The following is a 20,790-nucleotide window of genomic DNA, read 5'->3' as shown; positions in this document are numbered from 1 at the left end:
GCCCGCCGACTCGGTGCCGCACGGGCAATTGAATCTGTCAATTATAACGGTCCTATGGCCTTACCTGTTGGTCCGGAAATGATTTGCCAAGACTTTAGGAACCGGACAAGTACAATGCTTCGCAACACAAATCCCGACCCGGACGTTTAATCGCTTTTCAAAGGAATTTCGTCATGCCACGCATCACAGTTTCCGGCTCCATTGATCCCCTATTGAGCGTTGTACTCGACAAGGGCGAAAGCATCTTTGCCGAACGCAACGCCATGGTATCCATGGATTCCACGCTTGCTCTCACCGGACGAGCCAAAGGCGGCCTTTTTTCCGCGCTGTCTCGAAAGGTGCTCAACGACGAAAGCTTTTTTCAGCAAAAAATTGAAGCCGTCGACGGACCGGGTGAGGTTCTTCTCACCCCGACGCTTCCGGGCGACGTTGCCGTGCTACAGACGGGGGAGCGCCAGTACATGATTGCAGACGGAGCCTATCTGGCAAGCACCGAAGACGTGGAGCTCAATGCGAAGACTCAGGGCATCGGGCGCGCCCTTTTGGGCAACTCGGGCGGCTTTTTCGTGATCCGCACGGGTGGAACGGGCGAAGTGGCCGTAAGCGGCTTCGGTTCCATGCGTGCCATTGATCTTGACGGCAGCCGTTCGGTTTACGTCGACAACGGTCATCTGGTGGCATGGGATACGGAGCTCGATTACGAGCTTGCACTCAACACCGCCAAGCAGGGTTTCTTCGGAAAGATCTTCCACAGTCAAACTTCTGGCGAAGGCATCGTTCTGAAGTTCTCGGGCCAAGGGCGACTTTACGTCTGCTCGCGCAACCGCGGCGGATTCGTCGACTGGCTTTTTTCTCAGATGCCCCAAGAAAAGATGGTCAAAAACGAATAGTCGGTACCTCGGCGTACAATTGCGCATCCTTTCAGACACCGAGTTTTCATTACATCTACCATGGCACAGCAAATTCTCAATCTCGACGAACTCGCTTCGCTCGAACACCGCTATCAGTCCCAGCTTCCCGCCGCCGAACTCATGCGTCGCGCCGGCCTCGTGATTGCCGATCGAGTCTGCGAATCGCTCGAACCCGGCAAGCATGTCGTCTTCATCTGCGGCCCTGGCAACAACGGCGGCGACGGTTTTGCCGCCGCTCGACTGCTGCTTGATCGCGAATACCGCGTGACTGTTGCCCTGATCGGCTGCGACAAGCCCAAGACCGAAGATGCACTTGCCATGTACAACGCCTATGTGAACGCAGGCGGCACCGTGATCAGCGACCCTTACAACGCCGACAAGGCCGAAGTCGTGATCGATGCGCTTTTTGGAACGGGCATGAAAAAGCCGCTGGCAGGAGACTTCCAAGACGCCGCCATGTGGTTTAACGAACGTCAGGCTTTGCACATCAGCGTTGACATCCCCTCCGGTCTGGACCCGATGACCGGCCGCTGGGTGGGCGGAGTCAAGGGCTGCATGGCCGACATCACGCTTGCCATGCTCGCTCCGAAGGCAGGTTGCTTCATGTGCGAAGGCGCCGATGCCGCCGGTGTCGTCGAAGTGAACGAACTCGGCGTTTCCGTTCCCCTTTCCACGATCGGTCTCGTCGAACCCGACGACTTCCGTCACGTGCTCGAGGAACGCAGCCGCAACAGTCACAAGGGAAACTACGGTCACGTGGCTGTAGTGGGCGGCGAAACCGGCACGATCGGCGCGGCCGTTCTTGCGGCCCGTGCGGCAATCGTGACGGGCGCAGGCCGCGTCACGGTCGAATTCATGAGCGACAAGGCCCCGGCTTTCGACACGATCTATCCGGAACTCATGGTCGCCGACGGCGAAATTGATCTCACGAAGACCTCCTGCAATGTCGTGGGCTGCGGCATGGGCTTTTCCGACAAAGCCCGCAAGCGTCTGGCCGATGCCATCGCTGCTCCGGTACCGTTGATTCTTGATGCCGATGCACTTCGCATGATTGCCGACGACATGTCGCTTCAGGATGCGCTGCTTGCCCGCAAAGCTCACACGGTCATCACTCCGCATCCGGGCGAAGCTGCCGCCATCATCCGAAGCACCGTTGAAAAGGTTCAGGCCGACCGCATCGGAGCTGCCCGAGAGCTCGCCGTTCAGACCGGTGCCATTTCGATTTTGAAAGGCGCCGGCAGCGTCATCACCCTGCGCAGCTCGCGCACCTGGATCAATCCCACGGGCAACGCCATGCTCGCCACCGCCGGTTCGGGCGATGTGCTAAGCGGCATGCTCGGTGCCTTCTTTGCGCAAGGCTACGACCTCGTAAGCGCGACGCTTGCCGCCGTTTATCTGCACGGCAAGGCAAGTGAAGAGTACGCCGCGGGCTTTACCGCCAGCGACATTGCGCCGGCTGCCGCCGCAATGCTCAACACAATGCGCCTGAGCCGCCCGGAACCCGAAGCATAATCGCCTCTGATCCGTGGATTTGATTGAACGCCGCAGATGCCATCGTCTGCGGCGTTTGATTTCTTGGATGCCCCATCAAGTCAGCGGAATCTCCTTTTGGGTTCGCAAAATCTAGTAGATACCCGAGACCTTTTGGGTACAATTTCCTTCCGACGCGTTGCCGCGTTTCCTTTTTGCGCTCTCAAAGAGCGCAAGGCGGCATTTTGAAGCCCATAGTATCCGCGCCGGCTGTTCACGCGAACGGTTCAAAGAAGCAGAGCAACGCGAAAAATTAATTCAAGGAAGGAAAGGACATGTCCAAGAAAAAACTTCTGACCGTGCTCGCAGGTCTTGCCTCTTTGTGCCTCGGCGTTAACGCTGCCGAACTCAACGCCTACTCCGTGATGCCGGAGAAGTACGCTTCGCGCATCTTCGCCGAATTCACCAAGGACACGGGCATCAAGGTGAACTTCCTTCGCTTTTCCACTGGTGAGGCACTGGCTCGTCTGACCGCAGAAAAGGGCAACCCGCAGGTCGACATCATGATGGGCGGTCCTGCCGACATGTATGCCGCCGCCAGCAAGGAAGGCATCTTCGAAGCCTATCGTCCGGCCGACTCCGACGCGATCGACGCCTCCTTGCGCGATCCCAACAACTACTGGACCGGCATCGGCGTCATTCCGCTGTGCTTCCTCACCAACACCAAGTTCCTGAAGAAGAACAACATGGAACCGCCGAAGAAGTGGGCCGACCTTCTTGATCCGCGCTACAAGAAGAATCTGCAAATGGCCGATGCCCGTACGTCCGGCACCGCCACCGAACGCATCTTCTCGCTCGTGAAGATCATGGGTGAAGACGAAGCCTTCAAGTTCCAGAAGCAACTCAACGGCAACATCCAGATGTACACCAAGAGCGGTGCGGGCGGCGCCATGCCGATTGCGACCGGTCAGTGCGCTTCAGGCATCTTCTACATTGTCGACGCTTTGGACATCCAGCAGCAGGGTTATCCGGTCGTGATTACCTATCCTGAAGACGGCGTGAGCTACGGCATTGAAGCCACGGGCGTCATCAAGGGTGGCAAGAACAACGCCGAAGCCAAGAAGTTCGTCGACTGGGCCGCTTCCAAGAAGTTTGCCGAATTCATCGTCGCCAACAAGATCAATTACGTTCCGACCCGCAATGACGTGAAGACGGACAATCCCATTCTCGATCTCACCAAGATCAAGATGATTCCGACCGACGTCACCTGGAAGGGCGAAAAGCGCAAGGAATACACCCAGCGCTGGATCAACGAAGTCATCAAGTAAAACTTCGCCTCACGCGAACGCCGTCCGGCAAGGTTTTTAACGGCGGCGCTCGCCGGCAATACTTATTTTTTCATCGGCATTCGGAGGCTGACATTTGCTCGGCCTCCCTCTTCTCTTTTTTTTTCGAACCACTATGACGACCTCTTCCGGTGCATCGGGACGAGACGCCACGACACGTCTCACCGTGGCGATGCTGTGGCTTTTGATCGGCGTCTTCGTGCTTTATCCGCTCTGCCGGCTTCTTGCCATGACCTTCTGGGGCGAGAGCGGTTTTACCTTTGAAAATCTCAAGCCCTTCGTCTCAAGCTGGTACGACCAGCAGGCAGCTGTCAACAGTATCCTGCTTGGCTTTTCCGTAGGCCTGGCCGGTACCGTTCTGGGCTTTATCTTCGCCTTTGCCGTCACGCGTCTGCGCATGCCCGCTTGGGTGAAATTCATCATCAGCGCAATCACGATCCTGCCTCTGATTTCTCCTCCCTTTACAAGCAGTATCGCGCTCACGCTTCTCTTGGGTCCCAACGGCATGATCCTCACGCTTTTGGGCATCGAGGACTTCAACTTCTACGGCTTCTGGGGCACCTTCATTTCCGAAACGCTTACCTTTTTTCCGGTGGCGTTCATGACGCTCTCGACCATTCTCTCGCGCATCGATCCGAACCTGGAAGACGCTGCCTATTCTCTGGGCGCTTCGAGTCTTACGGTCTTTCGTACGGTCACGATGCCGCTTGCCGTTCCCGGCATCGCTAACGCGTTTCTTCTCGTTTTCTCCTGTTCGCTCGCCGACTTTGCAACACCTCAGGTCTTGGGCGGACACTCCTTCCCGGTGCTCCCGACACAGGCTTATCTGCAGATTACCGGCATGTACGACTTTAAGGGCGGCGCAGCGCTTTCTTTCATGCTGCTCATTCCGGCTCTCGCCGTATACCTGCTGCAGCACTACTGGGTAAGCCGCAAGAACTTCGTGACGGTGAGCGGTAAAGCCGGCGGACGCAGCTCGATTCACGGCCCGGGGCTGCTCGTGACGACCGTCATGGCCGTGGTCATCGCAGCCGTAATCGCCCTGATCATCGCTATCTACTCGGTCATCGTTCTGGGCAGTGTCGTCAAGGTGTGGGGCGTCGACAACTCGATTACCTTCGCCAACTACGAATACGTCATGACCCACGGCATGAAAGCCATCAAGGACACGCTGCTGATCGCCTGCATCGGTACGCCTTTGGGTGGTCTGCTTGCTGTTCTCGTGGGCTACGTGACGACTCGCCTGAAGGTGCGCGGTCACAAAACTCTGGAAACGGCCTCGCTTCTGAACTACACGCTGCCGGGCACCGTGGTCGGTATCGCCTACATCATCGCCTTCAACGACAAGCCGATCGTTCTAACCGGCACGATCTACATCCTGATTGCGGCATACGTCTTCCGTTATTCTTCGGCTGGCATCCGCAACGTCATCGCCGCGCTCTCCCAGATCGATCCCTCGATCGAAGAAGCTAGCCGGAGCCTGGGCGCCTCGTCCGTGAAAACCTTCACGTCGATCACGATCCCGCTCGTCCTGCCGGCCATCCTTTCGGGCATGAAGTATCTCTTCATCCACTCGATGACGGCCATCAGCGCCACGATCTTCCTCGTGTCGGTTCACTGGACTCTGATCACGACCCGCATTCTGGAATGCATGACCGAACTGCAGTTTGCGCAGGCCTGCGCCTTCTCGGTTGTGCTGATTCTTCTCGTCTTCCTGGCCTCCGGCGCCATGTCGCTGCTGGCCCGCGTACTGTGCCGCAACGGCGACACCATTGGAGCACGCTAAATGTCCGTTTCTCTCAGTCTTAAAAACATCTGCCGCCGTTTCATCAAGGACAACGAAGAGTTCCTGGCGGTCAACAACGTCAATCTGGACGTACAGCCCGGCGAATTTTTAACCTTCCTCGGCCCGTCGGGCTGCGGCAAAACCACGACGCTTCGCATGATCGCAGGTTTCGAAACCCCGAGCTCGGGCCAGATCCTCGTCGACGGCGTCGACATTACGAACGTTCCTGCCAACGAACGCGGGCTGGGCTTTGTGTTCCAGAACTACGCGCTTTTCCCGCACATGACGATTTTTGACAACGTCGCCTACGGTCTCAAAATCCGCGGCGAGTCAAAGGACACCATGGCAACCAAGGTTCGCGAAGCGCTCGCTCTCGTGGGGCTAACCAAGGCTGAACAGCGCTACCCGAGCCAGCTGTCGGGCGGCGAACAGCAGCGCGTGGCTTTGGCCCGCGTGCTCGTGCTGCGTCCGAAGCTTCTTCTGATGGACGAACCGCTCTCGAACCTCGACGCAAAGCTTCGTTTGCACATGCGAACGGAAATCCGCCGCATTCAACAAAAGCTCGGCATCACGTGCCTGTATGTCACGCACGATCAGAAAGAAGCTCTGACAATGTCGGACCGCATCATGGTGATGCACGGCGGCAAGATAGAACAAATCGGCACGCCTATGCAGCTCTACGAAGATCCGGCCACACCCTTTGTTGCCGACTTTATCGGTCAGGCCAACCTCATCGAGGGCCGTCTGGAAGCCGTGCAAGCCGACGGCTACGGCATCATCTCCGTATCCGGTCAAAAACTGCGAGCCCGCATGGGTAAGCAAAATCCCCCGGCCGTGGGCGAAAACGCCTACCTCGTGGTGCGTCCGGAAAACCTGCACCTGCAGGCCGGATCCGAGAGTTTTACCGTGCAGATCGTCAACCGACTGTTCGAAGGCGATCGAATCGACTATCACGTGCAGATTCCGAACTCGAACCAGACCAAGCCCTACAGCATGTCTGTTCCGTTCCTGCCCGGCACTGGGCTTATTGATGTCGGCACCGAACTCAAGGCAACGTTTACGCCCGACGCCGGTGTAATCATCAAGCGCTAAAGAGCGCTACAGCCAACAAAAACGCCGTCGGTTCACCCCCGGCGGCTTTTTTGTCGGCTGCCTGTGTTTCTATATCTCAGAACATTTGTGGTTCTCAGGCGTTGAGCACAAAGAACTTTTCCACCATCCCCTCGTCGCTCACGCGCACGGCGTATCGATGCAATCGTGCCTGACGCAGCAGAGCCTGATCGATATCATCCTGCACCTTACGCGCTTGCTTTTGCAGATCGGCAAGGAACCCGTCGTGAATTTCCGTGAGTTCCTGAGCGTGCTTAGCAATGGCAGCAGCACGCGAAATTTCATGTTCACCGGCCGTTCTCATGTGCGAAGGATCGAGCTTGTCGTGCGCTACCTTCTGAGCGGCAGCAATGAGCGAGCGCACGTCCGTAAACTGGTTGACGTCGCCTGCGACCGCATTGGCGCAGCGTACTTCCTCTTCAAACGAATCGCCGATCGACACGCGCAACAGCGAACAAATGCGCATGAAGCGAACAGTCAGATCGCGCACGTACATATAGGCGATGGCGTGAACCAGGGCATCGTCGGCGTCCTCGAGATTGACGACTGAACCAGCTCTCTTTTCAATCGCTTCGTCGATGCGGTCGGCCTGCTCGTGCATATCCTTGGAAATCTCATCGATTTCGGCAAGATACTCGGACACCCGGTCGGCTTCAACTCCGCTTTTGACGGCCGCGACAACGGCTGAAAGGCTTGCATAGCGCATCGTCCAGCTTGCGACCGTTTCATAGGCGACATGCTGCGGCAAATCGGCCAGGCGCTTTGCCACTTCCGCGTTTTCCTTTTCGAGTTCAGCGCGCAGTTCGTGCGGCATGCCCTTGGGATTGAAAGCGGCCCACAGGGCGGCCACAAGACCGAGTTTGGAACCTGCCAAAGACATCTTCATGGGGTTACCGAGCACTTCTCCCGTCTCGTCAATGGCTGTCACATGAGTGACGACGCCGGCCGACTTATCGTTGCGGAAAATGCCTTCCTTAAGTGCGGCTTCAAGCGCCGGCGCAAAGCTCACTGAGTAGATATGGCGCTCAAAGGCGCTGCCCGGCACCCAGGCGAGCTGGCAGACGTGGCTAAAGAGCGCTTCGAGGCTACGGCGCGTCTCGTCGGTCGACTCGATTTCCATCCAGTGCTCGCGGTCAATCTTGAAGGCGCGCTGGATGAACACTTCGGGAGAAACAGCGTCTTCGCGCACGGTCGTAAGCGCGAGCATCGTCGGGCGACGAACGTTGACGGCATCGAATTCCTGCACCTCCTGCGGCTTTTTCACCGCACCGCGCGCCGGATTTTCGTTGGGCACGGGACGACCGCTCTGAATATGCTTTGTCTTGGCAGTAGGTTTGCCGCCGCCCTCCTTACTCAGTCGGCGCAGGACAAATCCCAGCACCACGAGCGCGACGACCATTAAAAGAAGGAAAACACCTGATAGTTCTTGCTGCATCTTTGGCGATCCGAAAGAAAAGCTTTCTCGCTTGGATTGTAGTCCGTTCGGCACCCATGCCGCCTACTGCAAACGCCCGAGAAACATTGGATTTTGTGCGTATTAACGGGCGTTGCGCCGGAGCAATACGAACAACAGTCTTCTCGTTTTTGCTAAGTCTCTGAATCCACTTCTTTTTTGTTTTCAAATTTACAAAGGCGCCCTGATACAATGCGACAAACAAAAAATCATCGGCCGCCTTTGAAGCTTTTCCCTTGACCGCTTCGATTGAGACAGGCCCATTTAAGAACACTTTGGGAGACTTATTTTGCCCACCATTGCCAGCGGCTTTCGTCTTGCAAACAACGTCAAAATTCCGTGCATCGGCCTCGGAACCTGGCAGGTTCCCGACGACGAAAAACTGATTGAGCATATCCACGACGCCATCAATATCGGCTATCGTCACATCGATACCGCTTTTATCTACGGCAACGAGGCTGGCGTGGGCGAAGCCATTCGCACCTGCGGCGTTCCGCGTGAACAGATCTTCGTCACAACCAAGCTCTGGAACGCCGACCGCGGGTACGACGCCGCCATGCGCGCCTTTGACAACGCCCTTCAAAAGATGGATCTCTCCTACCTGGACATGTTCCTCATTCACTGGCCAGCCGCCAAGGGCGAACCGATGACCTGGCAGAGCATCAATTCCGGCACCTGGCGCGCCCTCGAAGACCTCTACGAGCAGGGTGTCGTGCGCGCCATCGGCGTAAGCAACTTCCTGTCGCATCATCTCGTGCCGCTGCTCGCGCGAGCCCGCATTGCACCGATGGTCAACCAGATCGAATTTCACCCCGGCTACCGTCAGGCAAGCACGTTCGACTTCTGTGCGAGCCGCAACATTCAGGTCGTTGCCTGGTCTCCTCTGGCGCGCGGTGCCCTTGTGCGCAACCCGGTAATCCTTGAGATCGCCCAAAACCATGGCGTCTCGACCGGTCAGGTGTGCCTGCGCTGGTGTCTGCAACACGGCGCGGCAGCTGTCGTGAAGTCCTTGTCGCCCGAACGGCGCCGCATGAATGCGGATCTTTTCAGCTTCAGCCTGACGGCTGAAGAAATGGATCGTCTCGACAATATGCCGCAGACGGGATTCTCAGGTCTGGATCCGGATCACGTGACGTTCTAAAACGCACTTTCGCTGACGAAAAAAGGACGCTTTCCGAGATGGAAGCGTCCTTTTTCGTCGATGATTTGAGAAGCCTTTACATCTCCAGGCCTTCGGCGATTCGTTTGCCGCGAGGTGTGCCGTAAGTGAGAGCCACACGCGGCGAGAGCGCAAAGTAAAGACTCCAGCCGATGCTCCAACCAAAGAGCTGAATCAGACTGAGTTCGGTGAGCGCCAAACCGAAGTACCAGCTTTGCAACATGGCCACACAGGGCCCCATCAGCCAGACGCCGACTACGGCAAAGGCTACGGCGTTGGGCGAGCGCTTAGCGGCAATCTGCCAAATAACCCAGACGCCGATGATGATGGAGACAAGTCCGGGTACTACGGCCACGAAAGCAGCCTGCATAGTCTGAGAGTTACGCGCAAGCATGAACCAGAGCTCGCTCGTCATATAGGCCGTTTGCCACACGAGTGTCAGAAGCCAGCCAATCTGCCCGGCCAGGAAAAGCCACATCACTCCACCAAAACCGCTTTTGGCACGAGGTGACGTGAGAACGGGCGGGCGCGTCTGCGCATAGCGCCCGACAAAGAAAGTGGGAATCAAAACCACGGCTACCGCGAGAAGCCAGCCGACCAAACCTCCGAACATGTGCATACCTTGAGTTTTCCGTACAAAAGTGGTTTGCGCAATTTAGCAAAAGAAATGCACCTTGGCGCCTCGTCTACCTACCGCTTGTGTTACCTGATTTTGTGATGCGGATGTCCGCAACAGCAGTCGAGCTCAAACTCCCGACAGCAGTCGCAGGAATCGGTGTAGGACTCCAACTCCTGCAGAATGCCGCAACTCTTTCCTTCGTGATCTCCAGTACAGTGGCACTCAAGCGCCTGCAGCTTTTGCTTGAGTTCCGTCAGCTCCTGAATGCGGTTGTCGATGTCTCGAATATGCGCGCCGATCGTTTCGTGCACCACCCCGAACTCGCACGGCTGAGCGTTTTCCAAATTGGCCAGCTTGGCGATCTCCTCAAGACTCATGTCAAGCAACCGGCAGTGACGGATGAAGTGAAGTCTTGCAAGGTGCCTTCGCGTGTAATTGCGGTAATTGTTCTCTAGCCGCAACGGAGCCGGAAGCAGCCCCTGCGCCTCATAAAAGCGGATGGTCTCCACAGCCACGCCGGAGCGTTGAGCCAGTTCGCCGATTCTCATGCGTTTCCCCGTATGCGAAAAATTCTTGACACTGTAGCGACTACAGGGTTTTTAATGTTACTCGTTAAAGAAACTTTTTTGTTCGCCCCATGACGACCTCTTCCTGCATCAAGCTCTACATTCCGGAGATGTGTTGCGGTGCCGAAACCGCTTTGATCGAAAAAGCCTTCAAAGGCAGTGACCTTGTCAAGGACATTCGATTCGACACGCTCGCTCGTACCGCCCTCTTTACGCCGGCCAATGAGAACGTCACCGCCGCGATGCTCATCACCATCATCGACTCTGTGGGTATGCAGGCAAACGAAATCCGAGAAACGATCCTCTCGGAAATGGCAATTCGCATCGAGCGCATGCAAACGGACGCCGATGTCACACAGGTTCTTGAGCTTGTCGGGCTTGACTGCGCCGTCGACAAGATCAATCGCGTCGTGAAATTTCATACGGACGCCGAGCACTGCTTTGCCATTCTCGAAAAACTGCAGAAAGCGGGTTTTGACGCGGTGGTCGTCGCCTCCGGCAAAACGGATGCAGCCCAAACCGAGGGCGAATCGATTCCCTGGCTGCGCTTGGGTATCGCGCTCGTCTTTGCGGCCGTTGCGGAAGCGATCGAACTTACGCACGCGCTTCCTGAGTGGGCGATCATGGCCTGTGCCGCCGTTGCCATCGTGCTTGCAGGCTTTCAGACGATTCTCAAGGGGTTCGGCTTTCTCCTTCGCCTGATCTTCAACATGGATACGCTGATGAGCGTGGCCGTGATAGGCGCCGTTTGTCTGGGTGCCTGGCCCGAAGCTGCCATGGTGATGGTGCTCTATGAAATCGGAGAAGCTATCGAAGATATGAGCATGACGCGTGCACGAAACGCCATCCGTAAGCTCATGGACGTGGCACCGGCTGAAGTCACTGTCAAGGTGGGAGAAAGTTGGCAACGCATGAAAGCCGAAGCGGTTCCTGCAGGCTCGCTCTATCGCATTGAGCCGGGCGAGCGAGCCGCTTTGGACGGCATGGTGGAGGACGGTACGGGATCGATGGACGAATCCATGATCACGGGAGAGTCGATGCCTGCCGCAAAAACGGTCGGTTCTCGTGTCTTTGCGGGTGCCCTGGCGCTTGAGAGCGGACTTACCGTGCGCGCCACGGCCGCGGCCGCCGATTCGATGAGTGCACGCATCATCCGCGCCGTGGAGGAGGCCGAACAGAAGAAAGCCCCCCTGCAGCGCTTCGTGGACAAATTCGCCTCACGCTACACCCCGGCGGTGTTTGCTCTTGCTATTCTCACGGCCGTTCTCGGTCCGATTTTTTCGAGTGAACCCTGGACAGTCTGGATCTACCGTGCTCTGGTGCTGCTCGTTATTTCCTGCCCCTGCGCCCTGGTGATCTCCACTCCCGTGACCATCGTCTCGGCCGTTTCTGCGGCCGCTCGCCGAGGCGTGTTGATTAAGGGAGGTGTGTACCTCGAAGCTGGCCGCACTCTCAAAAACGTCTGCCTGGACAAAACGGGCACCGTCACCAAAGGCAAACCCTCCTTGAGCAACATAACGCTCACAAGCACTGTGGATAAAAACCGGGCGATGCTGCTTGCCGCAAGTCTCGCCGCCATGAGCTCGCATCCGGTCAGCCGTGCCATTGCGGAGCATTTCGCCGAAGAAAACCGCTCGACGCTGCCCGTAAAAAACTTCAAGGCGCTACCGGGCAGCGGTACGCAAGGAGTCATCGACGGATCGCTCTTTTTCCTCACCAATCTCACCTGGCTAAACAGTCGCGGGAGTGTGACGCCCGATGTGACCGCAGCCTTTGATGCGGCTCACGCCAAGGGGCAAACGGCCGTGGCATTGAGCGATATGTTCGGTGTCGTTGCGGTGTTTGCCGTTGCAGATACCTTAAAGAGCAACTCGGCTCAGGCAATCGCGCTCATGAAAAAGGTGGGACTCACGCCGTGGCTGCTTACCGGTGACAACGCTCGGGCGGCCGAAGCCATCGCTCAAAAAGTGGGCATCGACAACGTCAAGGCGGATCTTCTGCCGGAGCACAAGCTCGAAGTCATTGAAGAACTGGAGTCTAAGGCGCCGACAGCCATGGTGGGCGACGGCATCAACGACGCACCGGCGCTATCGCGCGCACGCATTGGTTTTGCCATGGGCATCAAGGGAGCTGATACGGCCATTGAAGCGGCCGACGTCGCCATCATGGACGACAACATCGCCAAGATCGCCTGGTTTAAGAAACTATCGGAGTTGACACACTCTACGCTTATTCAAAACATCGTTTTTGCGCTCGGTGTCAAGTTCTGCTTCATGATTGCGGCGCTTGCGGGATACGCCACGATGTGGATGGCGGTCTTTGCCGATACGGGAGTATGTCTGATCGTGGTGGCCTGGGGATTGCGCCTGATGCGATCGGCAGGCAAGGTCGACCGCATGCTCAGTGCTTAGAAGACTATTCTCGCCTCAGAACGAAGTTGGGAATAATTGTCCTGAGCTTCTCGATCGTGGCGGCCGACGGCCATGTTTCGGGCACTGGATCCAGCGCGTTTTCCATGCCCGGCGCCTTGCGGTAGATCTGAAGCGCATATGTGTCGGCGCCACGCTCCTTAAGCCATCGGGCGATCGTGATCAGATCGTCTTCTCCTAGAAAACCCGGGTGCGCCGTCGTGCGGGCTTCATACTTCACGCCTGCGCGGCGGATGATCTCGAAGCTTTCCAAAAACGCCTTGTGAGCGCCGTTGATGCCGGCAACGGCGTCAAATGCCTGCGGATCTTCGGGATTGCCTTTGACGTCAAGACCGACCCAATCGACGAGACTGATGCAATCCTTGAGGTGGCGCGGATAGGCGCCAGAGGTGTGCAGTCCCACCGCGTAGCCCTCGTCCTTTACCAGACGCACGGCCGCGGGCAGCGCCGGGTCCATACAGGGCTCACCTCCCGAGAACACGATGCCGTCGAGCAATCCCTTGCGCTTTTTCAAAAGCGTCTCGACGGAGGCCCAGGTGGGATCACCCTCTTCGCTGCGGCGCGAGCGCATCCAGCGGTTATGACAGTACGAGCAACGCCACGGACAGCCGCGCAAAAAAACAACTGCCGAGAGTTTGCCGGGAAAATCAATGCTGGTAAAAGGCGTTACCGCCGCGATGCGAAGCGCCGCGGCGGGGGTAAGAACGTCGAAATTGAGCACTTGTCCGATCAGCGAAAATGGGCAATGAATGGAATCTTCGCAGTGCGATTACTTCGAAGCGCTGCAGCCGCACTTCGATTCCACGAAGTATTTGCGTTCTTCGAATTCGCCCTTCTTGCCGATGTTGAAGGATTGAACCGGACGATGGTAGCCCATCACGCGGGTCCACACTTCGCAGGGCTGACGTTCGCTGTCCTTGAGCTTGATGGTGTCGTTAGTCTTTTCGGTCATTGCATTTCCTCCTATGGCGCTGCGCGGCTTGTGCTTTGCAGCGGTCAGTCAAATTTTTTCGTTAGGCAGCCTTTTGAAGTTCGCGAGCCTTCTTGGCGGCCAAAAGTTCGGCATCGCACTTCGGGCAGAAGTCGTGACGTCCCGACAGGTATCCGTGTTTGGGACAAATCGAGAACGTCGGCGTAACCGTGATATACGGCAAACGGAAGCGCGTGAGCGTACGACGCACCAGATCGCGGCAGGCTTCGGCCGAGCTGATCGCTTCGTTCATGTAGAGATGAAGCACGGTGCCGCCGGTGTACTTGCGCTGCAAGTCTTCCTGCATTTCAAGAGCTTCGAACGGATCGTCGGTGTAACCCACAGGCAACTGAGAAGAGTTCGTGTAGTACGGATGCTGCGGCGTTCCGGCCTGCAGAATGTCCGGGAAACGCTTCTTGTCTTCCTTTGCGAAGCGATACGTCGTGCCTTCGGCAGGCGTCGCTTCCAGGTTGTACATGTGGCCCGTTTCGGTCTGGAATTCAACCATACGCGCGCGGACGTGATCGAGCAAACGCACGGCCAGGTCGTGCCCCTTCTCTGTGGTGATGTCTTCGGCGTCGTCCGTGAAGTTACGGATCATTTCATTTAAGCCGTTGACGCCGATCGTTGAGAAATGGTTGCGCAACGTACCCAGATAGCGCTTGGTGTACGGGAAGAGTCCCTGATCGATATGCTTTTGAATCGTCTTGCGCTTGATTTCCAAAGAATCGCGGGCAAGTTCAAGCAGGTGGTCAAGTCGCGCAAAGAGCGCCTCTTCGCTACCCTTGAAGAGATAGCCCAGACGCGCGCAGTTAATCGTCACCACACCGAGGCTGCCTGTTTGCTCCGCCGAGCCGAAAAGCCCGTTGCCTCGCTTGAGAAGCTCGCGCAGATCGAGCTGCAGGCGGCAGCACATCGAGCGAATCATGTTGGGCTTCAATTCGGAATTGATGAAGTTCTGGAAATACGGCAGCCCGTAGCGCGCCGTCATGTCAAAAAGCGGCAACACGTTGGGGCTGTCCCAGTCAAAGTCCGGCGTGATGTTGTAGGTCGGAATCGGAAACGTGAAGACGCGACCCTTGGCGTCGCCCTTGGTCATGACCTCGATGTAGGCTCGATTGATCATGTCCATTTCCTTTTGCAGCTCGCCGTAGGTAAAGGGCATCTCTTCGCCGCCGATAAGCGGATGCACGTTTTTGAGATCTTCCGGGCAGGTCCAGTCAAACGTGAGATTCGTAAAAGGCGTTTGCGTGCCCCAGCGGCTCGGGACGTTCAGATTGTAGATGAGCTCCTGAATGCCCTGCAGCACTTCCTCGTAGGGCGTGTTGTCCTTGCGGATGAAGGGCGCCATATAGGTGTCAAACGACGAGAAAGCCTGAGCGCCCGCCCATTCGTTTTGCATGGTGCCGAGGAAGTTGACGATCTGGCCGGTGGCCGACGAGAAGTGCTTGGGCGCTCCCGCTTCGACCTTGCCCGGAACGCCGTTGAAGCCCTCCTGCAAAAGCGTGCGCAGACTCCAGCCCGCGCAGTAACCCGAAAGCATGTCCAGATCGTGAATATGAAAGTCGGCCTGACGGTGGCACTGACCGATTTCGGGCGTGTAGATGTAGTTGAGCCAATAGTTGGCGATCACCTTGCCCGAAACATTGAGAATCAGGCCGCCCAGACTGTAGCCCTGATTGGCGTTGGCGTTAACGCGCCAGTCGGACTGATTGAGGTATTCGTTAATCGAGCTTTCGACGTCAACCCAGCTCTTCTTGGCGTCGCGGCTGCGCGCACGTTGCTCGCGGTAAACGATGTATGCGCGAAGGGTCTCAAAGTAACCGGCTTCATAAAGCGCATGTTCAACGGCGTCCTGCACCTGCTCGATATGAGGCGTCGCCACGCTCAGCTGACGCAGTCGCGGCATCACGAGCGTTTCGGTAATTTCTTCGGCGCGTTCGCGGCCGAACTGATTGGTGGCCTTACCGGCGCATTCGATGGCGTAAGCGATCTTTTGAGCGTCAAAGTCCTTTACCGAACCGTCGCGTTTGATGATGTGCTTGATCTCTACTGCCATTTCCTTTGCACCTTTGTTGTTGTTTGTCTCCGACGCCGTCGGCCGGCGCCCTCCTGCGTGAAAGCCGCCCAAAGACACCAAAAAACGCCTCCGCGGGCGTCTTTTTCATGGGTTGATAAGCAGCTCAGCGCGCTCGAGTCTAGTCAATTGCAACCGCTGAGGCAATAGATAAAAAACGCAGGTTCTCGGTTATTTACTCCAAAGCTGACACTATATCTTGTGGTCACCCTTTTGAAACCCTTGTAAATCGGGACCCAAGAGACTTTAAATTTTTCTTCAATGTAGAGTTTGTTCGCAAAGATAGAAACAATTTGTCGCCGACGAGCCACGCAAGGTCATTTTGGGCACCCGGTAGGCCACTTTCTGCGCATTTTGTCCAATTTCAGTCTCAAATTGCACACACAAAGACATTATGGCGCAATATAAGGGAGAACCCCTATTATCAATTGCCTAGTACTAGGTTAAATTACGTACCGCAATAAGGCATCTGCGCCTCAATTGCCTCCCTGTGCGGCAAACTCCCGAGGGGCCGTTTTCGAAGCCCTCCCTCTTCGAAAGCGAGCATTGTAGTTTGCTGCATTTCTGTGACCTGACCCATTGTTGGTTGGGTCTTTTTTTGTCTGCGCAAAATGTGAAGAGGCGCCCGAAAGCGCCTACCTCACTCTTTGATTCGTTCCTCTCGATTTAGCCGATCAGTACGTCGTACTGTTCCTGCGTATAAGCGGGTTCGGCTTCCAGGTGCACCGGCTTTTGCACGAAGCTCTGCAAAAGTTCCAGCGCGCAAGCCTCGTCTTCCAGGAAGAAATCGATCACCGGCTGCGAGGCCAAAATCTTGAAGGAATCGGCCTTTTCGTACTGTCGGTAGAGACGAACAATTTCACGCATGATTTCGTAGCAGATAGTGCGAGCTGTCTTGATCTCCCCTCTTCCGCCGCACAACGGACAGGGTTCGCACAGCGTGTGCGAAAGCGACTCTCTCGTGCGCTTTCTCGTCATCTCCACTAGACCGAGTTCGGTGAATTCCGAAATCGTGAGTTTGGTGCGGTCGGTCGAAGCCGCACGACGCAATTCTTCGAGAACGGCAGCCCTGTGAGCCGGGTTCTGCATGTCGATGAAATCAATGATGATGATGCCGCCGAGGTTGCGCAAACGCAACTGGCGGGCAATCGTCTTCGCTGCTTCGAGATTGGTCTTAAAGACCGTCTCGGAAAAATCGCGCTTGCCGACAAATCCGCCCGTGTTAACGTCAACCGTCGTCATGGCTTCGGTGCAGTCGACCACGATGTAGCCTCCGCTTTTAAGCGGCACGCGGCGATCAAGCGCGCGCTGCAGTTCGGCCTCAACTTGCTGGGTTTCAAAAAGCGGTTCTTCGCCGGTATAAAGCTCCAGAAGCGGCAAAGCGCTCTGGGCATAGACCCGCGCAAATTCCTTGAGCTCTTCGAAGACTTCTTTGCTGTCGACAAGAATCTTTCGGGTTTCGGCCTGCACCATGTCGCGCAAAACGCGCTTGGACAACGAAAGGTCTTCGTACAGGAGGCTTGGCGCAGGAGACACGCTCGCCTTCTTGCTTGTTTCCTGCCACAAGCACCCCAGATAGCGCATGTCTTCGAGGAATTCCTCGTCGGTGGCCGATTCTTCGGCGCAGGTGCGTACGATGTAACCTCCCTTTTCATCGGCCTTTTTCAGGCGCGTCACCTGCTCGCGCAATACTTCGCGGCGCGTTTCGTCCTCGATCTTCTGACTCACGCCGATGTGATCATCCTGCGGAAGGTAGACAAGCTTGCGGCCTGCCAAAGAAATGGTGGTCGTCAGTCGCGCGCCCTTAGTACCGATCGGATCCTTGGCCACCTGTACCAGCAGACGCTGACCTTCGCCGATCAGCTTTTCGATCGGGCGGTACTCGCCGTTTTCCTGCCGCGCTCCTTCGATGTCAAGCACATGCAGAAAAGCCGTGCGTTCCAACCCGATATCCACAAAGGCCGACTGCATACCCGGGAGCACCCGCAGCACCTTGCCGACATAGACGTTGCCGACAAGGCCGCGGCTGGCGGCTCGCTCAATGTGGAGATCCTCCAAGATGCCGTCGACAAGGATCGCCACACGCGTCTCGCGCGGCGAGCAATTGATCAAAATATCCTGAATTTCCTGCATGGTTCGCTCGAGGCGGCCACCGTACCGTATGGGCGACAGCCGCACGCTAAATCACAAGTTTCGATGGTCTTGCGATTTTAGCCGAGCACGTTGAGACCTTCCTTAGTATGGAACGCGTTGGGTTCTTCACTTGCAGTCCCTTCGGCCTTGGGATGCAGTTGCTCTTCACGCTGTTTGCGGCACTGTCTACAAGTTGTGCTGCAACCGCCCGCACAATGCCATTCTGGCTGCAACGTGACATGCTCAAGCCCGAAATCCTTGAGAAGCATCGCCTGTGCTTCGGAAAGCACCTGTTCCCAATCAATGCCCTTTTCAACGCACAGATGCGCCATGACCGCACCGTGTCCGGGAGCAAGCGTCCAGACGTGCAGATCGTGCACGCGACTCACACCCGGAATGCGGCTCAACGCATCGCCGACGTCGTAGTAGTTGACGCCTTCAGGCACGCCGTCAAGCAACACAGCGGAAGAATCCTTGAGCACTTCGTAGGTGGAGTGCAGCACAAGCGCACCGACGAGGAAAGAAAGAATCGGATCGGCAATCGCGAATTTTTCGCCAAAGAAGTAGATGAGAGCACCGGCTAAGATCGCCGCCACGGACCCGAGCAAGTCGCCCATCACGTGCAGAAGCGCCGCACGGGTGTTGACGTTTTTCTTGTCACGGGAAAGCGACCAGGCCACGGCAATGTTGATGCACAAGCCGATGAGGGCAACGATCATCACCGAGCCGCCGTCGACCTGCGCAGGATTGTCAAGACGCTGCACTGCCTCGTAGAAAATCCAGCCCACCACGCCGAGCATCACCAGGCCGTTTAGAAACGCCGCCAGAACCTCGATGCGACCGTGTCCAAAACTATGGTTGGCATCCACGCCCTTACGGGAAATAAAGTTGGCAACCAGCGCAAAGAAAAGGCTTGCGGAATCGGTGGCCATGTGACCGGCGTCACCGATCAAAGCCAGAGAATTGGATACCCAACCAAAAAATAGTTCCACCGCCGAAAAGCCCAGCGTAAGCGCCACCGCAAGGCCCAAGACAGAAAGTTTGACCTCTTCTCCGCGATGATCGTAACTGCAGTCGCCGAGAGCATGATCTGCGTAATCGTTTTTTCCACTCATTTGCATTGTTCTTTTTCAGAGAATCGGCCACCCGTTCTTGCCTTCGGCAGCCATCCATATTCGTGCGAACTTTATTCCCTTTTTTGACCGACAAACAGCCACCAGGAGAAATTATGAGCTTGGAGACGTCTCGGACACACGCCGTTTGTTTCAAAAAAAACGAAAAAGCCCGCCGGCGCACAAGACAAGACTTGTACGCCCGTGCGGGCCTTGCGATGCGCCGGCCCCATATGGCCGGTTCTTCAAGCAGTCGTAAAAGGAATTAATCCTTCTTGCTGCCGGTGAGCATCGGAACCACGGTACCTTCGCCGCCGGTAAGCAGACCGCTCTTGGCATAGGTCTGCAGCTTGGCGCGAGTGTCCGTGATGTCGAGGTTGCGCATCGTGAGCTGACCGATACGATCCACGGCCGTGAACATCGAATCGCCCTTTTCCATCGTCAGGCGTTCGGGTTCGTAAGTGAGGTTCGGCGAAACCGTATCCATGATCGTGTAGTCGTTGCCGCGGCGCAGTTCGAGAACCACTTCGCCGGTAATGGCGCGAGCCACCCAACGCATGGCGCTTTCGCGCAGCATGATGGCCTGGCTGTCAAACCAACGGCCCTGATAGAGCAGACGACCGAGCTTACGGCCATTGATGTGGTACTGCTCGATCGTGTCTTCGTTGTGGATGCCGGAGATCAAACGTTCGTAAGCGATGTGCAGCAGAGCCATACCCGGAGCTTCGTAGATGCCGCGGCTCTTTGCTTCGATGATGCGGTTTTCGATCTGATCGCTCATGCCCAAGCCGTGACGGCCGCCGATGCGGTTGGCTTCCATCATCAGTTCAACAGGATCAGCATATTCCTTGCCGTTGAGAGCAACCGGCTGTCCTTCTTCAAAGCGCACGGTCACGAGTTCGGCCGGAATCTGCACGTTTTCGTCCCAGAAAGCAACGCCCATGATCGGTTCGACGATCTTCATGGAGGTGCTGAGCTTTTCCAGATCCTTGGCTTCGTGCGTGGCACCGAGCATGTTGGAGTCGGTGGAATAGGCCTTTTCAGCCTTCATGCGGTATTCGAAGCCTTCGGCGTTCAAGAAGGCGGACATTTCAGCTCGGCCGCCGAGTTCGGAAATGAACTGGGTGTCAAGCCAGGGCTTGTAGATCTTGAGGTTGGGGTTAACCAACAGACCGTAGCGATAGAAACGTTCGATGTCGTTGCCCTTGTAGGTCGAGCCGTCGCCCCAGATGTCAACACCGTCTTCGCGCATGGCGGCAACAAGCATCGTACCGGTCACGGCGCGGCCGAGCGGCGTCGTGTTGAAGTAGGTCTGGCCGGCCGTCGTGATGTGGAATGCGCCGGACTGAATGGCGGCAATGCCTTCGGCCACAAGCTGAGGACGGCAGTCGATCAGACGGGCGGATTCTGCACCGTACTCCATGGCGCGACGAGGAATGGCTTCATAGTCGTCCTCATCGGGCTGACCGAGATTGGCCGTGTAAGCGTACGGGAATGCACCCTTGTTCTTCATCCAGCGCAGTGCGGCGCTGGTATCAAGGCCGCCCGAGAATGCGATGCCGACTTTCTTGCCGACGGGAACGCTTTGCAGAATCGTCTGAGACATTGTTCACTCTTTAAAACAAAAATTTCCGCCGGACACAAACAAC

At 56.6% G+C, this 20,790-nt stretch carries 16 protein-coding genes; 7 read left to right on the top strand and 9 right to left on the bottom strand.

The window, feature by feature from the left end; translation table 11 throughout:
* Positions 1-173: 173 nt before the first annotated feature.
* The 5 genes from DW133_RS03735 to DW133_RS03715 all read left to right on the top strand — a co-directional run bounded on the left by DW133_RS03735 (position 174) and on the right by DW133_RS03715 (position 6,605).
* Positions 174-890: a TIGR00266 family protein gene (locus DW133_RS03735; RefSeq protein ID WP_118275307.1), complete on the top strand. Its 717-nt coding sequence runs from the start codon at positions 174-176 to the stop codon at positions 888-890.
* 60 nt (positions 891-950) lie between these two features.
* Complete coding sequence (locus DW133_RS03730; protein WP_118275306.1) at positions 951-2,423, top strand: NAD(P)H-hydrate dehydratase; 1,473 nt, start codon at positions 951-953, stop codon at positions 2,421-2,423.
* Between the two features lie 293 nt (positions 2,424-2,716).
* On the top strand, positions 2,717-3,709 hold the full coding sequence (locus tag DW133_RS03725) for an ABC transporter substrate-binding protein (protein WP_118275305.1): 993 nt from the start codon (positions 2,717-2,719) through the stop codon (positions 3,707-3,709).
* Between the two features lie 133 nt (positions 3,710-3,842).
* Positions 3,843-5,513, top strand: coding sequence for an iron ABC transporter permease (locus DW133_RS03720; RefSeq protein WP_118275304.1), 1,671 nt, complete (start codon positions 3,843-3,845; stop codon positions 5,511-5,513).
* Complete coding sequence (locus DW133_RS03715; protein WP_118275303.1) at positions 5,514-6,605, top strand: ABC transporter ATP-binding protein; 1,092 nt, start codon at positions 5,514-5,516, stop codon at positions 6,603-6,605.
* A gap of 94 nt (positions 6,606-6,699) precedes the next feature.
* On the opposite strand, the gene DW133_RS03710 is transcribed toward DW133_RS03715, so the two are convergent.
* Positions 6,700-8,058 carry a hypothetical protein gene (locus tag DW133_RS03710; protein ID WP_147408857.1) on the bottom strand — a complete coding sequence of 453 codons (1,359 nt, stop codon included), beginning with the start codon at positions 8,056-8,058 and terminating at the stop codon, positions 6,700-6,702.
* Positions 8,059-8,365: 307 nt separating this feature from the next.
* Here DW133_RS03710 and DW133_RS03705 point away from each other — a divergent pair, with 307 nt between their 5' ends.
* On the top strand, positions 8,366-9,217 hold the full coding sequence (locus DW133_RS03705; RefSeq protein ID WP_118275301.1) for an aldo/keto reductase: 852 nt from the start codon (positions 8,366-8,368) through the stop codon (positions 9,215-9,217).
* A gap of 76 nt (positions 9,218-9,293) precedes the next feature.
* Here the strand turns inward: DW133_RS03705 and DW133_RS03700 are convergent, their stop codons facing one another.
* Together DW133_RS03700 and DW133_RS03695 are read right to left on the bottom strand one after the other, a co-directional pair.
* Positions 9,294-9,854: a hypothetical protein gene (locus tag DW133_RS03700; RefSeq protein WP_118275300.1), complete on the bottom strand. Its 561-nt coding sequence runs from the start codon at positions 9,852-9,854 to the stop codon at positions 9,294-9,296.
* Positions 9,855-9,937: 83 nt separating this feature from the next.
* Positions 9,938-10,402: a MerR family transcriptional regulator gene (locus DW133_RS03695; protein WP_118275299.1), complete on the bottom strand. Its 465-nt coding sequence runs from the start codon at positions 10,400-10,402 to the stop codon at positions 9,938-9,940.
* An 89-nt stretch (positions 10,403-10,491) separates the two neighbouring features.
* Here DW133_RS03695 and DW133_RS03690 point away from each other — a divergent pair, with 89 nt between their 5' ends.
* Positions 10,492-12,831: a cation-translocating P-type ATPase gene (locus DW133_RS03690; RefSeq protein WP_118275298.1), complete on the top strand. Its 2,340-nt coding sequence runs from the start codon at positions 10,492-10,494 to the stop codon at positions 12,829-12,831.
* A gap of 4 nt (positions 12,832-12,835) precedes the next feature.
* Here the strand turns inward: DW133_RS03690 and DW133_RS03685 are convergent, their stop codons facing one another.
* The 6 genes from DW133_RS03685 to argG form a co-directional block, all read right to left on the bottom strand.
* A complete protein-coding gene (locus DW133_RS03685; RefSeq protein ID WP_118275297.1) occupies positions 12,836-13,570 on the bottom strand; it encodes an anaerobic ribonucleoside-triphosphate reductase activating protein in 735 nt (244 codons plus the stop codon).
* Positions 13,571-13,618: 48 nt separating this feature from the next.
* Positions 13,619-13,801 carry an anaerobic ribonucleoside-triphosphate reductase gene (nrdD, locus tag DW133_RS03680; RefSeq protein ID WP_118275296.1) on the bottom strand — a complete coding sequence of 61 codons (183 nt, stop codon included), beginning with the start codon at positions 13,799-13,801 and terminating at the stop codon, positions 13,619-13,621.
* A gap of 61 nt (positions 13,802-13,862) precedes the next feature.
* On the bottom strand, positions 13,863-15,878 hold the full coding sequence (locus DW133_RS03675) for a ribonucleoside triphosphate reductase (protein WP_118275432.1): 2,016 nt from the start codon (positions 15,876-15,878) through the stop codon (positions 13,863-13,865).
* Positions 15,879-16,562: 684 nt separating this feature from the next.
* On the bottom strand, positions 16,563-18,029 hold the full coding sequence (gene rng / locus DW133_RS03670; protein WP_118275295.1) for a ribonuclease G: 1,467 nt from the start codon (positions 18,027-18,029) through the stop codon (positions 16,563-16,565).
* Between the two features lie 77 nt (positions 18,030-18,106).
* A complete protein-coding gene (locus DW133_RS03665) occupies positions 18,107-19,144 on the bottom strand; it encodes a cation diffusion facilitator family transporter (protein ID WP_233542100.1) in 1,038 nt (345 codons plus the stop codon).
* A gap of 262 nt (positions 19,145-19,406) precedes the next feature.
* Positions 19,407-20,747, bottom strand: a complete 1,341-nt coding sequence (gene argG / locus DW133_RS03660) for an argininosuccinate synthase (protein WP_118275293.1) — start codon at positions 20,745-20,747, stop codon at positions 19,407-19,409.
* Positions 20,748-20,790: the final 43 nt, after the last annotated feature.

It is taken from the genome of Sutterella sp. AM11-39 (assembly GCF_003472385.1).
Classification (GTDB): domain Bacteria; phylum Pseudomonadota; class Gammaproteobacteria; order Burkholderiales; family Burkholderiaceae_F; genus Duodenibacillus; species Duodenibacillus intestinigallinarum.
The sequence above is the reverse complement of the archived record's forward strand: the minus strand, read 5'-3'. Positions and strand labels throughout refer to the sequence as shown.

Excerpts from the sequence above, each read along its gene's own strand:
- DW133_RS03700 (WP_118275300.1), bottom strand. The coding sequence starts at position 9,854 with ATGCACATGTTCGGAGGTTTGGTCGGCTGGCTTCTCGCGGTAGCCGTG.
- argG (WP_118275293.1), bottom strand. The coding sequence starts at position 20,747 with ATGTCTCAGACGATTCTGCAAAGCGTTCCCGTCGGCAAGAAAGTCGGC.
- DW133_RS03695 (WP_118275299.1), bottom strand. The coding sequence starts at position 10,402 with ATGAGAATCGGCGAACTGGCTCAACGCTCCGGCGTGGCTGTGGAGACC.
- DW133_RS03710 (WP_147408857.1), bottom strand. The coding sequence starts at position 8,058 with ATGCAGCAAGAACTATCAGGTGTTTTCCTTCTTTTAATGGTCGTCGCG.
- DW133_RS03665 (WP_233542100.1), bottom strand. The coding sequence starts at position 19,144 with ATGAGTGGAAAAAACGATTACGCAGATCATGCTCTCGGCGACTGCAGT.
- DW133_RS03690 (WP_118275298.1), top strand. The coding sequence starts at position 10,492 with ATGACGACCTCTTCCTGCATCAAGCTCTACATTCCGGAGATGTGTTGC.
- DW133_RS03675 (WP_118275432.1), bottom strand. The coding sequence starts at position 15,878 with ATGGCAGTAGAGATCAAGCACATCATCAAACGCGACGGTTCGGTAAAG.
- rng (WP_118275295.1), bottom strand. The coding sequence starts at position 18,029 with ATGCAGGAAATTCAGGATATTTTGATCAATTGCTCGCCGCGCGAGACG.
- DW133_RS03730 (WP_118275306.1), top strand. The coding sequence starts at position 951 with ATGGCACAGCAAATTCTCAATCTCGACGAACTCGCTTCGCTCGAACAC.
- DW133_RS03735 (WP_118275307.1), top strand. The coding sequence starts at position 174 with ATGCCACGCATCACAGTTTCCGGCTCCATTGATCCCCTATTGAGCGTT.
- DW133_RS03720 (WP_118275304.1), top strand. The coding sequence starts at position 3,843 with ATGACGACCTCTTCCGGTGCATCGGGACGAGACGCCACGACACGTCTC.
- DW133_RS03715 (WP_118275303.1), top strand. The coding sequence starts at position 5,514 with ATGTCCGTTTCTCTCAGTCTTAAAAACATCTGCCGCCGTTTCATCAAG.
- nrdD (WP_118275296.1), bottom strand. The coding sequence starts at position 13,801 with ATGACCGAAAAGACTAACGACACCATCAAGCTCAAGGACAGCGAACGT.
- DW133_RS03725 (WP_118275305.1), top strand. The coding sequence starts at position 2,717 with ATGTCCAAGAAAAAACTTCTGACCGTGCTCGCAGGTCTTGCCTCTTTG.